17 protein-coding genes are annotated in these 17714 nt (G+C 52.9%); 5 read left to right on the forward strand and 12 right to left on the reverse strand.

Going from position 1 to position 17714, the window contains the following annotated elements:
- Positions 1–123 precede the first annotated feature (123 nt).
- The gene (gene mscS, locus CLR69_RS15510) at positions 124–975 is read left to right on the forward strand and encodes a small-conductance mechanosensitive channel MscS (protein WP_129706914.1); all 852 of its coding nucleotides are present in this window, start codon (positions 124–126) and stop codon (positions 973–975) included.
- A 46-nt stretch (positions 976–1021) separates the two neighbouring features.
- Here the strand turns inward: mscS and araD are convergent, their stop codons facing one another.
- The 11 genes from araD to CLR69_RS15565 form a co-directional block, all read right to left on the reverse strand.
- Positions 1022–1723 carry an L-ribulose-5-phosphate 4-epimerase gene (gene araD / locus CLR69_RS15515; RefSeq protein ID WP_129712271.1) on the reverse strand — a complete coding sequence of 234 codons (702 nt, stop codon included), beginning with the start codon at positions 1721–1723 and terminating at the stop codon, positions 1022–1024.
- Positions 1717–2577, reverse strand: coding sequence for an L-ribulose-5-phosphate 3-epimerase (locus CLR69_RS15520; RefSeq protein ID WP_129712270.1), 861 nt, complete (start codon positions 2575–2577; stop codon positions 1717–1719). Before CLR69_RS15520 ends, araD begins: the two co-directional genes overlap by 7 nt.
- A 1-nt stretch (position 2578) precedes the next feature.
- Positions 2579–3235 carry a 3-keto-L-gulonate-6-phosphate decarboxylase UlaD gene (ulaD, locus tag CLR69_RS15525; protein ID WP_129712269.1) on the reverse strand — a complete coding sequence of 219 codons (657 nt, stop codon included), beginning with the start codon at positions 3233–3235 and terminating at the stop codon, positions 2579–2581.
- On the reverse strand, positions 3232–4740 hold the full coding sequence (locus tag CLR69_RS15530; protein WP_129712268.1) for an FGGY-family carbohydrate kinase: 1509 nt from the start codon (positions 4738–4740) through the stop codon (positions 3232–3234). Before CLR69_RS15530 ends, ulaD begins: the two co-directional genes overlap by 4 nt.
- A complete protein-coding gene (locus tag CLR69_RS15535; RefSeq protein ID WP_129712267.1) occupies positions 4737–6038 on the reverse strand; it encodes an MFS transporter in 1302 nt (433 codons plus the stop codon). The genes CLR69_RS15530 and CLR69_RS15535 overlap by 4 nt, the downstream gene beginning before the upstream one ends.
- A gap of 121 nt (positions 6039–6159) precedes the next feature.
- Positions 6160–6633, reverse strand: coding sequence for a NanQ anomerase/TabA/YiaL family protein (locus CLR69_RS15540; protein WP_129712266.1), 474 nt, complete (start codon positions 6631–6633; stop codon positions 6160–6162).
- A gap of 14 nt (positions 6634–6647) precedes the next feature.
- Entirely contained in the window at positions 6648–7646 is a 999-nt protein-coding gene (yiaK, locus tag CLR69_RS15545; protein WP_129712265.1) for a 3-dehydro-L-gulonate 2-dehydrogenase, read from the reverse strand.
- 257 nt (positions 7647–7903) lie between these two features.
- Positions 7904–8749, reverse strand: a complete 846-nt coding sequence (locus CLR69_RS15550; RefSeq protein ID WP_129712264.1) for an SMP-30/gluconolactonase/LRE family protein — start codon at positions 8747–8749, stop codon at positions 7904–7906.
- A 14-nt stretch (positions 8750–8763) separates the two neighbouring features.
- Positions 8764–9864: an ABC transporter substrate-binding protein gene (locus CLR69_RS15555; RefSeq protein WP_129712263.1), complete on the reverse strand. Its 1101-nt coding sequence runs from the start codon at positions 9862–9864 to the stop codon at positions 8764–8766.
- A 14-nt stretch (positions 9865–9878) separates the two neighbouring features.
- Positions 9879–11009, reverse strand: a complete 1131-nt coding sequence (locus CLR69_RS15560; RefSeq protein ID WP_129712262.1) for an ABC transporter permease — start codon at positions 11007–11009, stop codon at positions 9879–9881.
- Between the two features lie 87 nt (positions 11010–11096).
- Positions 11097–12626 carry a sugar ABC transporter ATP-binding protein gene (locus tag CLR69_RS15565; protein ID WP_129712261.1) on the reverse strand — a complete coding sequence of 510 codons (1530 nt, stop codon included), beginning with the start codon at positions 12624–12626 and terminating at the stop codon, positions 11097–11099.
- A gap of 466 nt (positions 12627–13092) precedes the next feature.
- On the opposite strand from CLR69_RS15565, the gene CLR69_RS15570 reads away from it, so the two are divergent.
- From CLR69_RS15570 to CLR69_RS15580, 3 genes are all read left to right on the forward strand, one after another.
- Entirely contained in the window at positions 13093–13911 is an 819-nt protein-coding gene (locus CLR69_RS15570) for an IclR family transcriptional regulator (protein WP_129712260.1), read from the forward strand.
- 121 nt (positions 13912–14032) lie between these two features.
- On the forward strand, positions 14033–14647 hold the full coding sequence (gene argO / locus CLR69_RS15575) for an arginine exporter ArgO (protein WP_129712259.1): 615 nt from the start codon (positions 14033–14035) through the stop codon (positions 14645–14647).
- Positions 14648–14839: 192 nt separating this feature from the next.
- On the forward strand, positions 14840–15565 hold the full coding sequence (locus tag CLR69_RS15580; RefSeq protein WP_129707198.1) for an oxidative stress defense protein: 726 nt from the start codon (positions 14840–14842) through the stop codon (positions 15563–15565).
- A gap of 98 nt (positions 15566–15663) precedes the next feature.
- Here CLR69_RS15580 and CLR69_RS15585 read toward each other — a convergent pair whose 3' ends face one another.
- A complete protein-coding gene (locus CLR69_RS15585; RefSeq protein ID WP_129706889.1) occupies positions 15664–16557 on the reverse strand; it encodes a LysR family transcriptional regulator ArgP in 894 nt (297 codons plus the stop codon).
- A 239-nt stretch (positions 16558–16796) separates the two neighbouring features.
- Between CLR69_RS15585 and rpiA the strand changes: the two genes are divergently transcribed.
- Positions 16797–17456: a ribose-5-phosphate isomerase RpiA gene (gene rpiA, locus CLR69_RS15590; RefSeq protein WP_129712258.1), complete on the forward strand. Its 660-nt coding sequence runs from the start codon at positions 16797–16799 to the stop codon at positions 17454–17456.
- Positions 17457–17714 lie beyond the last annotated feature (258 nt).

Genomic DNA, 17714 nt, shown 5'->3' on the forward strand with positions numbered 1-17714 from the left:
GTAAATGACAGACATAGTTTGACGCTAAGGCTCCTACGGGAGCCTTAATTTTTGGGGCCAATGTTGCGGTTTTAGATGCGGACGTTATGCTTTCCCAGTGATTAAGAAAACAGGAGCTTTTAAATGGAAGAACTTAATACGGGTTTGGATCAGGCAGGGAACTGGTTGGTGACACATCAGAACTTGTTTTTGCAGTATGCCGTGAATATTGTTGCAGCATTAGTGATCCTTATCGTTGGTCTGTTGATCGCGCGGATCGTCTCCGGCACTATCAATAAGCTGATGATTAAACGTTCTATCGATTCAACCGTGGCAGATTTCCTGTCTGCGCTGGTTCGCTATGGCATTATCGCGTTCACGTTGATTGCGGTATTGAGCCGGGTTGGTGTACAGACGGCATCGGTGATTGCCGTGCTGGGTGCGGCTGGCTTGGCTGTTGGCCTGGCATTGCAGGGGTCGCTAGCCAACTTTGCTGCGGGCGTTTTGCTGGTAATTTTCCGGCCTTTCCGTACTGGCGAATGGGTGGATTTGGGCGGCGTGTCTGGTTCCGTCACTCAGGTACAGATCTTCTCGACGACGCTGCGCACCTCTGACGGCAAAATTATCGTGGTGCCGAATGGCAAGATCATCGCGGGCAACATCATCAACAGCTCGCGTGAGCCGGATCGCCGTACCGAAATTATTGTCGGCGTGGCTTATGATGCCGATATTGACGTGGTGAAAAAGCTACTGGGCGATATTGTCGCCGCTGACGATCGTATTCAACATGACAAAGGCGTCACGATCCGCTTGAATGAGATGGCCGCGTCATCGCTGAATTTTGTGGTGTGGGTATGGACGACTAACGGCAACGCACAGGCGGTGTACTGGGATCTGCTGGAAAGCTTTAAACGTGTGCTTGATGAGCACCGTATTGGTATTCCTTATCCGCAGATGGATGTGCACCTGCACAAGGTTCAGGAACGCGCTGAATAATATGCTGTACCACAGGGGCCGAACGGCCCCTGATTGATCCCTGCTTCTACTGTCCGTAATAGGCGTCTTTCCCATGCTTACGCAGGTAGTGCTTATCCAGCAGAACTTGCTGCATAGTGGTAATACCTGGCGTTAACTGGCGTGAAAAAATTCCCATATAGGCTATCTCTTCCAACACCACCGCATTATGCACTGCATTGTGTGCGTCTTTGCCCCAGGCGAATGGGCCGTGTGCATTGACCAACACGGCAGGGATGTCTGTCGGGCTGATACCGCGCTTGCGGAACGTTTCTATAATAACGTTGCCTGTTTCCTGCTCATAGTGCTGCGCAATTTCGTCCTGTGTCATCAATCGCGTGCAGGGGATGGTTCCGTAGAAATAGTCTGCATGCGTGGTGCCCCAGGCGGGGAGATCCAGCCCCGCCTGGGCCCAGATGGTTGCGTGGCGCGAGTGCGTATGGACGATACCGCCTATTTCGGTAAAAGCACGGTATAACGCCAGATGCGTCGCCGTATCTGAAGAGGGTTTTTTGTTACCTTCGAGGATCTGTCCAGAGGCAAGATCGACCACGACCATATCCTCTACGCCCATATGTTCGTACTCCACGCCTGATGGTTTGATGACCACCAGACCGCGGTCGCGATCTACGACGCTGACGTTACCCCAGGTGAAAGTCACCAGGTGGTGACGCGGTAAATCCAGATTCGCTTCCAGAACCTGTTGCTTAAGTTGTTGTAACGTTAGCATGGCATTCCCCCTTGTTGCATTTTTTGCTCGATCCAGCGGCGCGCCTGAACGATCTCAGCGACCGGTTCATCAGCCTTCTCCGTCCACATTTCAATCAGGAAAGCGCCACGATAGTTGAGTGCTTTCAACGTGCTAAAAACGGAAACAAAATCCACACAGCCCTCGCCGAATGGTACGTCGCGGAACTGTCCGGGTGAGGTTGCAGTAACCGCTAAGGTGTCTTTCAGATGGATAGCGGCGATGCGATCGATACCCAGTTGCAATTCTTGCGTGACATTGTTGCCCCAGGCACTGAGGTTGCCGACGTCTGGGTAGACGGTAAACCACGGTGAAGCCAGGCAGGTATCCCAGGCTTTCCACTTACTGATAGAGTTCATAAAAGCGGTGTCCATGATCTCCACGGACAGCATCACCTGTGCGGCGGCGGCGCGTTCCACCGCCCATTGCATACCTTCGGTAAAGCGTGCAAGCGTGCCTTCATCCTGCTGCTCGTAATAGACGTCATATCCAGCTAACTGAATGGTGCGGATACCCACGTCTTTGGCTAGCTGAATGGCCTGCTCCATGATCGTAAAGGCACGTTGACGCAGTGCATCATCATGGCTGCCGAACGGAAAACGCCGATGCCCGGATAAGCACATCGAAGGGATACGAATGCCGGTTTCCAGCATCGCGTTAACCAGCGAAAGCCGCTGTTCCTTACTCCATAACAGGCGTGCCAGACGTTCATCGCTTTCGTCTATCGACATTTCAACAAAGTCAAAACCACAGGCTTTTGCTAGCGCTAAGCGCTCTGGCCAGGTCAGGTGTTTCGGCAGAGCTTTTTCATAAATACCTAATGGGTGTTGGCGCATATTAAGGCCTCCAGATGGCGTCAACGGCGGCGCGAAATTGGCGAGCCGAGTTTACTGGGTCAGGTGCATCCGCCAGCGCTCGTCCGGCAATGAATGCCGTGACGGCGATATCGCTGAATAGCGGTAGATCTGAGGGGGTAATTCCTCCGGTAATAGAGAGCTCGATGCCGAGGTCAGAAAGGGCTTTCATCGTGTCCAGATCCTGCTTGCCCCAGGTTTGGCCACTGGCCTGCGCATCGCGGCCACGGTGGTAAATCGCTTGTTTGATGCCCAGTGCGCGCCACGCTTTGGCATCTTCCAGCGTCCAGCGACCGAATAGCTCAATCTGGATCTCTCCCCGATGACGATCTGCCACTTCCAGTGCGCTGGCCATCGTGGGCAACGGCGCGGCGCAGATCACGGTCATCCAGTTTGCGCCGTGGGAAAAGGCTTGCTCTGCCAGCGTGGCGCCCGCGTCAGCGACTTTCAGATCGGCTACCAGCACATGGTGAGGGCAGCGCTCACGCAATTGGCTGACGCTCTGGATACCTGCGCTGATACACAAAATGGTGCCCGCTTCGATGATGTCGACGTAGGGGTGGAGCAGTTCCACAGTGGTGAGTGCGGCATCCAGTCGGGTGTGGTCGAGCGCCAGTTGCAGGCGGGGTTGCGTTGTCATGGTTTCTCCTTACCGGCGGGTTGCAGCGCTTTTAACGCGTCGACGAGCGCCTGATAGTGTTGGTATTTTTTGTCGTAGGCCGTGCGAGCGTGTTCATCTGGGGTAAGGCGGGTAATCCGTGGTGAGAGTGCTCGCTGAGCGGCGGTGACATCGCTAAAAGCACCGCTGCCGACCATCGCCGCCATCGCTGCACCCAGACAGCCGGTTTCTTCTACCTGTGGAAGTTCGACAGGCAGGCCGCTGACGTCCGCAAACATCTGCATCCAGGGAACCGACTTGGCAGGGCCGCCGGTGATGCGCAACGCGTCCACGTGAGGGAAACGCTGACGCATACGATTCAGGTGCGCCATGTGGCTGAACACCACGCCTTCGTAAATGGCCTGAACAAGATGCTCGCGTCGGTGGAACGCTTGCAGGCCGTAGAAGTTGGCACTGAGCCCTAACCCGGCATTGGAACCATACAAGAACGGAACAAATAGCAGGGTGCTGGCTGCTTTAGGCAGATCCGAAACCCAGCAGTTGAGCTGGGCATAATCGACCCCTAAACCGTCACTCAGTCCCCATTGTTGGCAGAACCATTCAAGATTGGCAGCAGACGTCGGGCTGGCTTCATGCACGATGTAGCGTCCTGCTTCCGCATGGCGGCCATAAACGAAGGGATGGTCGTAGCCATCGGCGAGGGTGTCGGTGATGCCGCTGGTGACAGACCATGTTCCCATCACGGCATTGAGTCGAGTCTCGTCCTGAAGGCCTGCGCACAGGGCGGTGGAAACCACGTCGAATAGCCCACCGACGACGGGGGTTCCCGCCCGCAGCCCGGTTAGCTGTGCCGCTTCTGGAGTAATACGGCCTGCGATATCCGTAGAGCCGATGATCGGCGGTAAGGCGCTGATGATTTCCGCGATCCCGAGCTGTTCTGCTAGTGCTGGATCGTAGCGGCCTGTGTCCATGTTGTAGAGGTTGGATTCGGAGATATTGGTTTCTTCACAAGCCCGTTCTCCGGTCAGGCAGAAACGCAGGTAGTCGTGTGCCATGAAGAGCGTACCGATTTGCGCATAGCGTGTTGGCTGGTGGTCTTTGAGCCACCGCAGTAGCGAAACCGGATGACCTGTCCACAGCGTCTGACGGGTCTGAGGATAAAGCACTTGTGGTATTCCCGCCTGCTGCCATGCCAGAACCTGTTCACGCGCCCGCTGATCGGACGACAGCATCGCATTGCCTAGCGGCTGGTCATGCTTATCCAGCAGAAATAGCCCTTTGCCCTGCGCAGAGATCCCAATGCCGGAAAGAGCGCTGGCGGGGATCGCCGTTTTGTCCAACAGTTCACGAATCACCTCAGCAGCGGTCTGCCACAGGCTGTGCATATCGCGCTCTGCCCAACCGGGTTGCGGTGTGGTAATCGGCAGGTTGCGGCGTGCGATGCCGTACTCTGTTCCGGTGACGTCATAGATCCCGGCTTTGATAAAGGTGCCGCCGCAGTCGAGCCCCAGAAAATAGTCCGTCATGCTGCCTCCGTGGACTCATCGCAACGCGGTGGCAGCATCATGGCCAGTACGGCGGCAATCGCCAGTGAGATAGCCAGGCTGTAGACGCCAACGTCTTTGTTAAAGGCTGAAATCAGCACGCCGACCATATAAGGGCCGCAGAAGCCACCGAGGTTGCCGAGCGCATTAATGACACCGCGAGCGCCACCCGCGACTTCGGCATCAAACAACTTGGGAGGAATGGTCCAGAACACACCCGCGGCGGCCTGAATGAAGACGCCGCAGCCGACCAGCGCGGCATAGGACCACCAGATATGGCTTTTGAGCAAGACGGACAGTGCCATGCAAATGGCGAAACAGGCGAGTGGTAACGCGACGAAGACCTTACGTTTTCCTGAGTTATCGGACAGGTAGGAGATGGTGAACATGCCGACGATCGCCCCGATATAAGGCAAAATAGCCAGCATGCCGACCTGTTCCATGTTACCGTTGGTCAGCCCTTTCAGGATGGTGGGCAACCACAAGGTGTAACCGTAAATACCTGTCTGGTAAAAGAAATTCACCAAGATTAACTGCCACATCAACTTTTCGCGTAATACCCGGCTTAGGGAGGCATTACGAACGGTTTTGCCTTGCAGTGCCGCTTGCTCTTCCTGCAACGTGTTGATCAGATACTCTTTTTCTGCCTGTGAAATCCATTTCGCTTCCTGTGGACGGTTACTGATGGTCAACCACCACAGCAGCATAACTGCCAGCGAGAACCCTCCCTCAACCAGAAACAGCATGCGCCAATCCCAGGTTGTGATGATCCAGCCAGAAAGCGGGGCGGTCAAAATTCCGGCGATGGGTACAAACATGATGACAATCGCGTTGGCGCGGCCACGTTCCTTATCTGGGAACCAGTTGCTGATCATCGTGAGTACCACTGGGAGCATACCGCCTTCAGATACCCCGAGCGCAAAGCGCAAAAACAGCAACTGATACTGATTGGTTACCAGACCGGTTAACACCGAAATGACGGCCCAGGCCAGCAGTGACCAGCCGATAAACTTTTTACCGTTGCCGTGCACGGCGAGTTTGCCGCCCGGCACTTGTAAAAACAGATAGCCGATAAAGAAGATCCCGCCTGCGAGTCCGGCCATTGATGCCGTAATACCCAGTTCGTCATCCATGCCGCCCGGCATCGCGAAGGCAATATTGACGCGATCCATATAGGAAATAATGCAGGTAATCAAAATGGGCGGTACGATCCGCAACCAGCGTAATCGAGGAATGTTTGCCGCTGTGCGCTGGCTAGAAGAAACCGTGGCTGTATTCATATCACTTTATCCTTCAACATGTTGCGTGCATGACGTGCTTCATTTTGGGCTTTTTCGCGCGTAGCAATCCCCGCACATGCCCGCAGGCATGTGTCGCGTTACATGGCAAAATCAGAAACGATTAGGGAGCGTGAAAGTGTGCCATCGGTATCTTCACCACTACTTTGCGGATTGCGCAGGGCTGCTCGTGAATACAGGCTGGACGATGCACATCCTGAGGAAAGAACACGGCAAAGTTGCCGGAATGCATGGTCAGCCAGGACTCGTCATCAACATCCTGATAGAACAAGATGTCGCGTACTTCGTTCCATTCCTGATATACCGGATTACGGCCGTTATCTGTTACCACACCGATCAGTTCGGTTCCGCTGACTAAAAATTGCACATCAATATTGTGACGATGGACTTCGGGGCGTAAGTCATTTTTAGTCTGCGTGTGTAGATCCAGTACCTGAACGGTATAGCCTGTCTCTTCATCAAGGTAGCGGCCAGCCGGTAAGGCGCTGAAGTCGGTTTTTTGCAGGTAGGCCAGCGCACGGGCGACAGGCGCAGGGTGCTGACCAAAAAATGTATTGTCGATGTGACCGAAGATCATGGGACGTCTCCTTGTTAAAGCGCCTGAATGCGTGCCCACACGCGTTCATCAACCGGGATGCCATCGCGCAAGTTTTCTTCGCGAATACGCGGAAACTTATGGCCCGGCAGACGGATAGCGACATCAGGCTGGGTACGCTCGGCGCTGGTGATGTAATCCATTATGCGTTTCAGTTTTTCATCGCGGGTTTTACCGTCGATCAGCCTATCGATCTCAATGGCGATGAAGACCTGAGACACGCCATATTCATCACGATGATCCTCCGTGACTTCTGCGACAGATGCCCCGCCGGACAGTAGGGTGGCGATCATGTCCAGCACAATAGACAGTGCCGATCCTTTCCAGTAGCCGGCTGGGAGGATGCGCCTGTTTTCCTCGATAATGGCCGGATCGCGGGTCAAATTACCGTCGTTGTCGAATCCGCCATCAACTGGCAAGGTTTTGCCTGCCAGTCGGTTTATCTCTAGCGCACCATAGGAAAACATCGACATCGACATATCCACCATGGTGATCGGGTTGCCGGGAACCGCGACGATTAGCGGATTAGTACCGATGCGGCAAGTTTTTGCTCCCCACGGTGGCATAACGGCGATCGAGTTAGTCCAGCAAATACCGATATAGCCTTTCTCGGCGGCTTGCCAGCCATAGCCGCCGCCGCGCATCCAGTGGTTAGCATTGCGTAGCGCGACCAGACCGATACCGTGCGTATCGGCTAACTGCATAGCGCGATCCATCATGCGGCGAGCCGTCAGGTTGCCAATGCCCTGATGGGCATCCCACTGTTCGATGGCTCCGAGTGAGAGCAGCTTGCTGGGTTCAGCATCGGGGACGATGTCGCCAGCGTCCAACTGCTGAATAAAGCGTGGGAAGCGGTTTACACCGTGAGAATAAACACCGTCGGCGGAAGTATCGGCGAACAGCGTCGCGCAGGCATCGGCGGTCTCTTCCGCCACATTGCGCGCCAGTAAAACACGTTTGAACTGTTGCTTAAGGTCGTTGTAGCTCACTCTCATAACGCGTCTCCGTGACGATGGTTGGATTGCTTTTTGTTCGTCATATTTCATTATGCGAAATTGCATTTCAAATAAATGCTATACCTGTGCTTGCATGAAGTCAAAACGAGGGAGGGTTAAATTTTATTTAAAAAACAAGTGGTTATTTTAATATGATGACTTTGTGATCGGTGCCGCATTTTGGGCGGTACACGGAATACAGACGTGAGAAAGCAGGGGGAGAGGCTCCCCCTGTTAATTACCCCACACGCGCGGTTTTACCGGTACGACTCTACCCCAATACGGTAAAGCGACGTCGTGGCCGTGATGTACAGTTCATTCCCTTCTGGCCCTCCGATAGTGCAGTTGGACACGCACTCCGGTACGTCTATTTTGCCGATCTGATGGCCATCAGGGCTAAAAACCAGGACGCCGTCAGCGCAACTGCAAAATAGGTTGCCAGTACGATCAACACAGAAGCCATCGGGAACGCCCGGCTCTACGTGGGCAAAAAACTGTCCCGCCCCCAGATGCTTTCCCTCAACCGGATAAATTCGCAGATCGCGGCGACCCAGCGTTGGGAAATCAATAATCGACATGTCTGCAACATATAAATGTGTTTCATCTGGCGAAAATGCCAACCCGTTCGGGCGCTGGAGATCGCTGGCCGCGATGCTGAGTGAGCCATCGCGCGGATCGAAACAGTAGACATAGCAGCCAATGACCTGGCTTTCTGATTTGTAGCCTTCGTCATCGCTGGTAATGCCGTAGGGCGGATCGGTAAACCAGATCGTGCCATCGCTACGGATCGCCACATCGTTTGGCGAGTTGAAGCGTTTCCCGTCAATGCGGTCGACCAGGACGTGAATATCACCATTATTCTCACGACGACTGATACCACGCCGACCATGCTCGCAGCTCACGACGCGTCCTTGCGCATCAAGTGCATTGCCGTTTGCGTAGTGGGATGGAAAGCGCCAGAGAGTGACGTCGCCATTACGCGACCAGATAAACATCCGGTTTCCTTTTACATCGCTAAAGACCACAGCATCCTGCTGCGGCAACCATACTGGGCCTTCGGCCCAGATGGCGGGAGAACACAGACGCTCAAGTTGTTGTGTCATGCGAGGCTCTCCACTTATTTCACACCCCAGATTGCCCGGTAATGGCCTTGATAATCATTTTTTGGGTCATACAGGTTGTTATTACCGCCATCGTTCGCGACGTTTTCGGCTGTCACCAAATGCGCTGGGGTGACATAGCCAGAAGGCGGTTGCTTGGCAAAGGCGCGGTTAAACTCATCCAGTAACTGCCAGCCGTGCAGCTTCAGAGGCTCGGGCACGGTGGCGGATTGGCTATCGCCAGAGCGAATACGTTGATAGGCAGAGATGGAACCATCGCCAGCCGAAATGTTGTACGGTGCATTTTTACCGCCTTTCTCGGCCGTTTTTAACGACGGAGCCATGAAATCAAAATACAGGTCGTTAATTGCCAGCGAATACTGGAAGCTGTCGCCATATTTCTGCAACAGACTAAACGTCATGGCAGGCATGCGGTTTGCGGTATCGGCGAGCGGTGTGTCGATGAATTCCACTACCTTGCAACCACTGCATTTACCGATTTCGTCTTTCATGACGTTGGCTTTATCAAGAGCGATTTGATAAAGGGAATCGGTAAAGATTAAGACATTGGCTTTTCCACCTGATTTTACGACGGCGTATTGCGCGGCGATGCGGGCAACATCATTCGAATCGGATGTCACGTTGTAGAAAATATCGTATTTAGGCAGGGGGCCTGGCTCGGGTACGGCATGCCATGCCGTCAGAATAATGCCTTGTTGAATGGCTTTCTTCAGCGGGATTTTGGCGACATTCGGGTTCCAACCACCAATAACAATACCATCTGGCTTCTGAGCGATCGCCTGATTGAGCGAGGCCAACTGATCTTTGACCGAGCCGCCGCCGTCCAGCGTTTCCAGCTTCCAGCCTGCGGCTTTGGCTGCCTCACTCAACCCTTGCTGCACGCCTTGAACGCCGCCATTTTTCATATCGGAAGCAATAAAAATAATCTTCTTATTCGGCTGTAACTGCGGCCCCTGAGTCGGGCCGTCCCACTGCGTGCTGCTGGCGGTCGCTTTTGCAACGGCTGCCGTTGCCTGATCGAGATAGCTGTCAGCCCATGTTGGCTGGCTGCTTAATAACACGGTGGTCAGTCCTGATAACAGCAAAAAACGTTTCATAGGGTGTGCTCCTGTTAGGGATGTGTCACGTTATGGTTATTGTTTTCTGGTGGCGTGTTTTTCTGGTGAGAAGACTCCTGGTGGTGGCGCTGGGGTGTGTCTGCCTGACGGCGTTGTACGGCTTTTTGATTCAGTAAACGGCGGCGCTGGGCATAGCCTGCCAACGTGATGGAGAGCAGCAGCGTGGCTCCGTTAAATAACGGTTCAACCCAGAATTCGCCGCCAAATTGCTGGATACCAGCGATGCCAATCGCAAGAATGGCGATACCGATAACCGTTCCCCAGACGTTCACTCGGCCGGGGCGAAGCGTGGTACTACCAAGGAATGCACCCACCAGCGCAGGTAAGAGATAATCCATACCGACGCTTGCCTGTCCGACCCCTTGTTCTGCGGCGATCAACACGCCGCTAAAGCCAGTCAATACGCTGGAGGTGATGAAGGCACCGATAGTAAAACGATTAACGGAAATCCCATTGAGCCGTGCTGCGGCCGGATTGCCCCCAACGGCATACATGCAGCGGCCGAGCGGCGTATGTTCAGTGACGAGCCATAAGACAATGGCGACAAGCAGGACATAGAAGGCCACGATAGGGATTCCGCCGATCTCAGTATGATGCAGAGCAATGAATGCATCAGGTAGATCGCCGACGATTTGGCGGCCGCCTGAATGCCACAGGGCTACGGCGTACAGTACGGTGCCGGAGCCCAGCGTGGCGACGAAGCTATCGATATCGGCCAATGCCACCAGAATGCCGTTGAGCAAGCCATATAGCGCTGAAATGACCAGTACCGTCAGCACCGCCATCTGCCATGAGAAGCCGTATTCCACCTGAAGCGTAATCGCCAGAATGTGCCAGAGCACGATGCCGAAACCGACGTTGAGATCGATTTTTCCGACGATCATAGGAATCGTTGCGGCCAGTGCCAGCAGGGCGATTTTGGCTTTGCTGGAGAGGATTGCCTGTAGCGTCAACATGGACGCGAATGACGGTGTCGCGAGTGAAAAGAGAATAACCAGCGCGATGCACAGTAGCAGCAGGCCATAGCGGGTCAGAATTTGCATCAGCCAGGGACCAGCCCCATCCTGTGCCAGACTCACTCGTTGCTCTAGCGCCGTTGATTTTACTGATGTTTTATTAGACATTATTTTCTTCCTTCGAACAGGTGAGGCTGTGTGAGCGTCTGAATTTTTTTACTGTTGATTCAGTTCGCCTGTGCAATAACGTGCCATTCAGGCCGAAGCCGTGGTTTCTCCCGTGCTGGCAGATGCCAGTTCCAATAAGTTGGCGAAAGAGACCTGTTGATTTTTGAGTTCGCCGACGACATTGCCCCGATTGAAAACCAGTGCGCGATTGCAAATGTGGGCGATTTCCTCGAAATCATTGGAGATCACCAGTACCGCAACACCCTCCGCCAGTGACTTATTCAATAGATGGTAAATTTCGGCACGTGCACCGACATCAACGCCTGCGGTGGGATCTTCCAGGATCAGCAGTGGTGCGCCAAGGTGCATCCAGCGTGCCATCACCACTTTCTGTTGGTTGCCGCCGGACAACGCACTGATGTCGATATTGACGTTTTTGGGGCGCACATCGAACAGTTGTACTTTCCACCAGCTTGCCCCTATCTCTTCGCGGCGGCTGTAGCGGGAAAAGAGCTTATGTCCGCTGGCGCAGGGGTTGATAAATAGGTTCTCGCGTACGCTCATCGACATCACCAGACTTTCATTGGTGCGATCGCCTGCGACCAGCGATACGCCGTGAGCCATCGCCTGTTGCGGTGAACTGGCGTGGTAAGGTGCATCACGAAACTGAATTTCTCCGCTGTCGCATTGGCGTAGCCCGAACAGTAAACGGCCTATCTCTTCCTGACCTGCGCCACGCAGACCAGCCAGTGCGAGCATTTCCCCCGGTTGCAGGTTAAAGCTGACCGGGCCGATATCGCCTACCGTGACGTTTTTTACCTGTAGAACGGGAGAGGAAGGTGCAGGTAAGGGTTCACGCTGATCGCCGGGCATGGCTTCACCCACAATCAATTGCACCAGATCGCGCAGCGAATAATCCGCCGTTTTACCGCCTGCGACATAGCGGCCATCGCGCATGACACAGACGCGATCGGCGATGTCGATCACTTCATCCAGTCGGTGAGTGACGTAAATCATGCCCACTTTTTTCGCACGAAGTCGGTTAATAACGGAAAAAAGATGGCGGACATCATTTGCCGGAAGCGAGGCGGTGGGTTCATCCAGCACCAGCAGCTCGGCATTCACAGCGACGGCTCGCGCGATGGCGAGTAGTGATTTTTCCGTGCGCGAGAGTTCGAACACACGGGCATCGGGATCGAGTGCGATCCCGACATCTTGTAGCGCCTGGCTGGCACGCTGGCGGATCGCCCGCCAGTCAATTAATCCAAAACGGCGTGGAAACCCCATGACCAGTGCCATGTTTTCCGCCACGGTCATCCACTCGATCAGCCCCAGATCCTGATGAATAAACGCAATAGGCTGGAGGCCATCACTTTTTATCGCTGCGGCTGACGTTATGCTGGTTCCACGGAATTGAATGTCGCCGCTATCGCGGGGGTAGACGCCTGCGAGGACTTTAATGAGTGTCGATTTCCCCGCGCCATTTTCGCCCAGCAGTGCGAGTACCTCGCCCGGCATAACCTGAAGACTGACATCATTAACTGCAATGTTGCCGCCAAAGCGTTTAGTGATATGGCTAAGTGCAAGTATGGGTTGATCCGCATTGATTTGATTCATGTGATGCGCCCTTGTGTTCAGCACACGCTGCGATGCGGTGCAAAATCGGTAAGCAACCTGTTCCCGTTGATTCAGGGCGGTATAACCCCCTGAATGTGGTATGGCAGGAACGAAATCAGCAACAAATTGTCGTTTTAATAAACCATATATTTCAATATGCGAAATTCAATTTCAAAAACAATATACCGAAGATTACGCTAAAGCAAAGGCAAAGGGATTTTTAATTTCCTTTAAAAACAATAGATTATTTTTGTTGTTTCGTATTTGTGATGTACTGCTCACTTCATGGACAGGGGAAAGTTGCGTATTCAGGGTGTCATGCCGACAATGAAACGGCGTTCCACTTCAACTCATGCAGACCTTGCGGTAACATTGTTATTCTTAAGCGAAATGGATGGCGGCGACACACTGCGTTGCAGCGGTTTCTGCGCAAGCATTGCCTAGCCCCTTATTCTGGAGATCAGTTATGAGCCCGAAAGCTGTTAATGAGAAAGACGATCAAAAAGAAAAACCGCTGGGGAGTCAGAGTCTATTTCGTGGTTTACAATTGATTGAAATTCTGAGTAATTTTCCTAACGGCTGTCCACTCGCCCATCTGTCTGAACTGGCGGGAATGAACAAAAGTACCGTACACCGATTGCTACAGGGGCTGCATACCAGTGGCTATGTCACGCAGGCACCTTCACCAGGCAGCTATCGTCTGACGACCAAATTTATCTCCATTGGGCAGAAGGCACTGTCTTCTCTGAATATTATTCACGTCGCTTCGCCTCATCTGGTGCAGTTGAATCTGGAAGTGGGTGAAACGGTGAACTTTTCCAGCCGTGAAGACGATCACGTCATCCTGATCTACAAGTTGGAGCCGACGACGGGCATGATGCGCACCCGCGCTTACATCGGTCAGCATATGCCGCTTTATTGCTCCGCCATGGGCAAAATTTTTATGGCGTATGGTAACAGCGACTACCCTGCGTACTATTGGCAAACTCATCAGAGTGATATTCAGCCCCTCACGCGGAATACCATCACAGAGCTGCCGAAGATGTATGAAGAGCTGGAAGATATTCGTCAGAAAGGATTGGCGATGGATCGCGAGGAAAATGAGCTCGGCGTATCCTGCATTGCTGCACCGGTATTTGATATTCAGCAGCGCGTTCCTTATGCGGTATCGGTATCGCTGCCTACCGCCAAGCTACAGCAAATCGGTATGAAATCGCTGGTTAAGCCGGTTATCGCTACCGCCCAGCGTATTTCTCTGGAACTGGGATTTGTCACCCCCGATTGAGCATTAGACTGACTAATGCCTGATTAGAAATATCCATTTCATCTAATGATTTTCCCTTCGTATGATGCGCGTGTGAAATCGCGCATGCGCCGCTACTGGCGCTTTATTTACGAGGAAAGTCATGTTTGCTGTTTTTCTGCAAGGCGCTCTATTAGGGGCGGCAATGATTCTGCCACTGGGTCCACAGAATGCATTCGTAATGAATCAGGGAATTCGCCGACAGTATCACCTGATGGTGGCGCTGCTATGTGCTGTGAGTGACATGGTGTTGATTAGCGCGGGTATTTTTGGCGGTAGCGCGTTGCTCAGCCAGTCTTCGTTGTTATTGGGGGCAGTGACCTGGGGTGGTGTCGCATTTCTACTCTGGTTCGGCTGGGGGGCGATGAAAACGGCTTTCAGCAAGAATATTGTGCTAGCCAGCGCTGACGTGATGAAGCAGAGCCGCTGGCGGATTATTGCCACTATGCTGGCTGTGACCTGGCTTAATCCCCATGTCTATCTGGATACCTTTGTGGTGTTGGGGAGCCTGGGGAGCCAGTTTACGGATGATGATCGAAGCTGGTTTGCACTGGGCACGATAACGGCTTCCTTTACCTGGTTCTTTGCGCTGGCGTTATTGGCAGCCTGGCTGGCTCCGTGGCTGAATACACCGCGGGTACAGCGAGGTATCAACTTTTGTGTCGGTGTGGTGATGTGGGGAATTGCTTTGCAGTTAGCACGTCATGGCTGGCAATAAATGACATCGTTTTACGCTACGTTTCAGAAATTCACCTATATTGTGTGGAGTCGGTAATACGTTATGTTGTCTGGTAAAAGATACCCTTCTTGTATCTTTCATTCTGGAACGTGCTGTGCTGAGGCAGTAAAAATCTGCTGAGCCACATGCGTGACGAAACATCAGTAAGGAGAGAGTGTGAAGCGAGGTATGATGAAGCTAAATGCACTGGCGCTGGCCGCCGCAGTAGGATTTGGCGGCGTGTCGATGGCTGTACAGGCTGCGGAACTGCCGGATGGTCCGCATATCGTGACGTCGGGGACATCCAGCGTAGACGCGACACCAGATATTGCGCGTTTGGCAATTGAAGTGAGTGTGTCATCAAAGGATGCGGCGGATGCGAAAAAGCAGGTTGATGCTCGCGTTGCACAATATTTTGATTTTCTGGGTAAAAATGGCATTGAGAAAAAAGACATTAATGCCGCTAATTTACGTACGCAGCCAGAATATGACTATCTGAAAACAGGCGGTTCGGTGCTGAAAGGCTATCGTGCGGTGCGTCAGGTGGAAGTGACGCTGCGTCAGTTAGATAAACTGAACGAACTGCTGGATGGTGCGCTGAAGTCGGGGCTGAATGAAATTCGCACGGTAGAATTAGGCGTTGCTAATCCAGAAACGTATCGTGACGAAGCGCGTAAGAAAGCCATCGAGCAGGCGACAAATCAGGCTGCTGCGCTGGCGCAGGGCTTCAACGCCAAACTGGGGCCGATCTACAGCGTTCGCTACCATGTTGCCAACTATCAGCCTATGCCAATGGCCCGGATGTTTAAAGCGGCAGATGCGGCGGTGCAAAGTGAAGCGGCGCAAACCTATGAACAACAAACCATTCACTTTGACGATCAGGTGGATGTCGTGTTTGAGTTGCAGCGCGCGCAATAAATAAGGGATGTGTTAGCGCGTTGTTCGTACAACAGGCCTGCTCAGACAGGCCTGTTGCTCTTTATCACGATCGCGACGCCAGTATCATCTTCAGTACGTTACGATTGCCTCAGTACCTGATGGCCGTGTGAGAGCAGGGCATCTGTCACTTTCCTCATCATCCGACTCTCTGGTGCAAAGCGATGCCAGTAGAGCATCCGACGCTGAAACAGCCCCGGCGTCAGGTCGACTAATTCGTTGTTGGCGAGTTCTCTCTCGATTTGCAGATGCGGGATCATGCAGCAGGTCGTGCCCTGGCGGGCTAGCTGTACAAACGCTTCCGACGAATTCACGATATGGCAGGGAACGCTGCCCGGTGACAAATCAAAGTTCTGCTGTAAAAAAGCCTGATGCATATCGTCCAGATGGTCGAAGGCGACGGCGGGTGCGCGTAGCAGCGCCGAGCGCGTCACGCCATTCGGGAAATAGCGAGCGGCAAAGGTGGGTGATGCGACAAACAGATAATCCAGTGCGCCCAGCTTATCCACCAGACAGCTTGGCAGCGGCTGAGACTGAATACTCACCGCACCGACCACTTCACCCCGACGTAGCCTTTCCTGCGTGCGCGTTTCATCTTCTACCTGCAAATTAAGGCGAATCGGTGAATCTACCAGCACCGGCTGTAACGCGGGCAGCAACCAGGTTGCCAAACTGTCGGCGTTCACCGCCAGCGATAGCAGCAGTGGAATATCGCTGTTAGTTTCATTTCCCAGCCACTCTTCTTCCAGCAACTCTACCTGATGAAGCAGAGCCAGGAGCTTCTGCCCTTGTTCCGTAGGGCGAGGGGGAATGGTTCTGACCAACAGCGGCTGGCCGAACAAGTTTTCTAACTGTTTGATACGCTGCGAAACGGCAGATTGGGTAATACACAATTTTTGGGCAGCGCGTTCAAAACCACGTTCGCGGATGACGGCATCCAGAGCCTGAAGCGTTCGATAGTCCGGGCGTTTCATGAAAGTCAAAATCCCCTGAATGAGTCTGTTTTTTTTCACTATGCCACATTTTGCTGATTTGCCATGCAGAAATCTTATTTCGACTGTCATGTGAAATCACGATTCAGCACTGTGCGAGTGAAATTGCGTGTGTGAAATAATGCATCGATGGTGAGGCGAATTGCACGCTTTCCTCAACGCGCATGTTCTATAATACGCACACGTTTTCGTATATCGATTCTACAGGCCAAAAGCAGATTATGACGCAAGATGAACTGAAAAAAGCAGTGGGATGGGCAGCGCTTGACTACGTTCGCCCTGACACCATTGTGGGAGTAGGAACCGGATCGACGGCAGCACATTTTATTGATGCGCTGGGTTCGATAAAACATCAAATCAAAGGTGCGGTTTCCAGCTCGGATGCCTCAACGGAAAAATTGAAAAGTCTGGGTATCCCCGTCTTTGACGCCAATGAGGTCGATTCGCTGGATGTCTACGTCGATGGTGCCGATGAGATCAACGGCCATATGCAGATGATCAAAGGCGGTGGTGCGGCGTTAACGCGTGAGAAAATCATTTCGGCACTGTCACGCCAGTTCATTTGCATTGTTGATGCATCAAAGCAGGTGGATGTGCTAGGTAAATTCCCATTGCCGGTTGAAGTTATTCCGATGGCGCGGTCTTACGTGGCGCGTGAACTGGTGAAGCTGGGTGGTCAGCCTGAATATCGTCAGGGGGTGGTGACGGATAACGGCAACGTCATTTTGGACGTACACAACCTGAATATCATGGATGCGGTTGCGGTAGAAAACCACATTAATGGTATCCCAGGTGTCGTGACCGTTGGGTTGTTTGCTAACCGCGGTGCGGATGTGGCGTTAGTCGGCACGGCTGATGGCGTAAAAACCGTCGTTAAATGAGTGCATCATCGTTCTGACGTGGTTGACGTCCACGTCAGAAATTTTTTAGCTAAAAAAATCTATTTAGTTAACAGCTCATTTTTGGTACTTAATATCACATTTTCTTATTTTGTTTATCGCCGATATGGCGATGCACATCTTTGGCAATATTTTTTGCCGTAAATCAGGTGCGCTTCTCTGTGGCGCGATTCGGGCGAAGCAATCGTTTGTATTGCTGACTGCGTAATTTTTGTTATGTTGGCAGAGGCTATTTAGCAC

The sequence above is a fragment of the Pectobacterium zantedeschiae genome (genome assembly GCF_004137795.1).
Taxonomy (GTDB): domain Bacteria; phylum Pseudomonadota; class Gammaproteobacteria; order Enterobacterales; family Enterobacteriaceae; genus Pectobacterium; species Pectobacterium zantedeschiae.

Excerpts from the sequence above, each read along its gene's own strand:
- ulaD (WP_129712269.1), bottom strand. The coding sequence starts at position 3,235 with ATGACAACGCAACCCCGCCTGCAACTGGCGCTCGACCACACCCGACTG.
- CLR69_RS15555 (WP_129712263.1), bottom strand. The coding sequence starts at position 9,864 with ATGAAACGTTTTTTGCTGTTATCAGGACTGACCACCGTGTTATTAAGC.
- mscS (WP_129706914.1), top strand. The coding sequence starts at position 124 with ATGGAAGAACTTAATACGGGTTTGGATCAGGCAGGGAACTGGTTGGTG.
- araD (WP_129712271.1), bottom strand. The coding sequence starts at position 1,723 with ATGCTAACGTTACAACAACTTAAGCAACAGGTTCTGGAAGCGAATCTG.
- CLR69_RS15560 (WP_129712262.1), bottom strand. The coding sequence starts at position 11,009 with ATGTCTAATAAAACATCAGTAAAATCAACGGCGCTAGAGCAACGAGTG.
- CLR69_RS15580 (WP_129707198.1), top strand. The coding sequence starts at position 14,840 with ATGAAGCTAAATGCACTGGCGCTGGCCGCCGCAGTAGGATTTGGCGGC.
- yiaK (WP_129712265.1), bottom strand. The coding sequence starts at position 7,646 with ATGAGAGTGAGCTACAACGACCTTAAGCAACAGTTCAAACGTGTTTTA.
- argO (WP_129712259.1), top strand. The coding sequence starts at position 14,033 with ATGTTTGCTGTTTTTCTGCAAGGCGCTCTATTAGGGGCGGCAATGATT.
- CLR69_RS15535 (WP_129712267.1), bottom strand. The coding sequence starts at position 6,038 with ATGAATACAGCCACGGTTTCTTCTAGCCAGCGCACAGCGGCAAACATT.
- CLR69_RS15585 (WP_129706889.1), bottom strand. The coding sequence starts at position 16,557 with ATGAAACGCCCGGACTATCGAACGCTTCAGGCTCTGGATGCCGTCATC.
- rpiA (WP_129712258.1), top strand. The coding sequence starts at position 16,797 with ATGACGCAAGATGAACTGAAAAAAGCAGTGGGATGGGCAGCGCTTGAC.
- CLR69_RS15530 (WP_129712268.1), bottom strand. The coding sequence starts at position 4,740 with ATGACGGACTATTTTCTGGGGCTCGACTGCGGCGGCACCTTTATCAAA.
- CLR69_RS15550 (WP_129712264.1), bottom strand. The coding sequence starts at position 8,749 with ATGACACAACAACTTGAGCGTCTGTGTTCTCCCGCCATCTGGGCCGAA.
- CLR69_RS15540 (WP_129712266.1), bottom strand. The coding sequence starts at position 6,633 with ATGATCTTCGGTCACATCGACAATACATTTTTTGGTCAGCACCCTGCG.
- CLR69_RS15520 (WP_129712270.1), bottom strand. The coding sequence starts at position 2,577 with ATGCGCCAACACCCATTAGGTATTTATGAAAAAGCTCTGCCGAAACAC.
- CLR69_RS15565 (WP_129712261.1), bottom strand. The coding sequence starts at position 12,626 with ATGAATCAAATCAATGCGGATCAACCCATACTTGCACTTAGCCATATC.
- CLR69_RS15570 (WP_129712260.1), top strand. The coding sequence starts at position 13,093 with ATGAGCCCGAAAGCTGTTAATGAGAAAGACGATCAAAAAGAAAAACCG.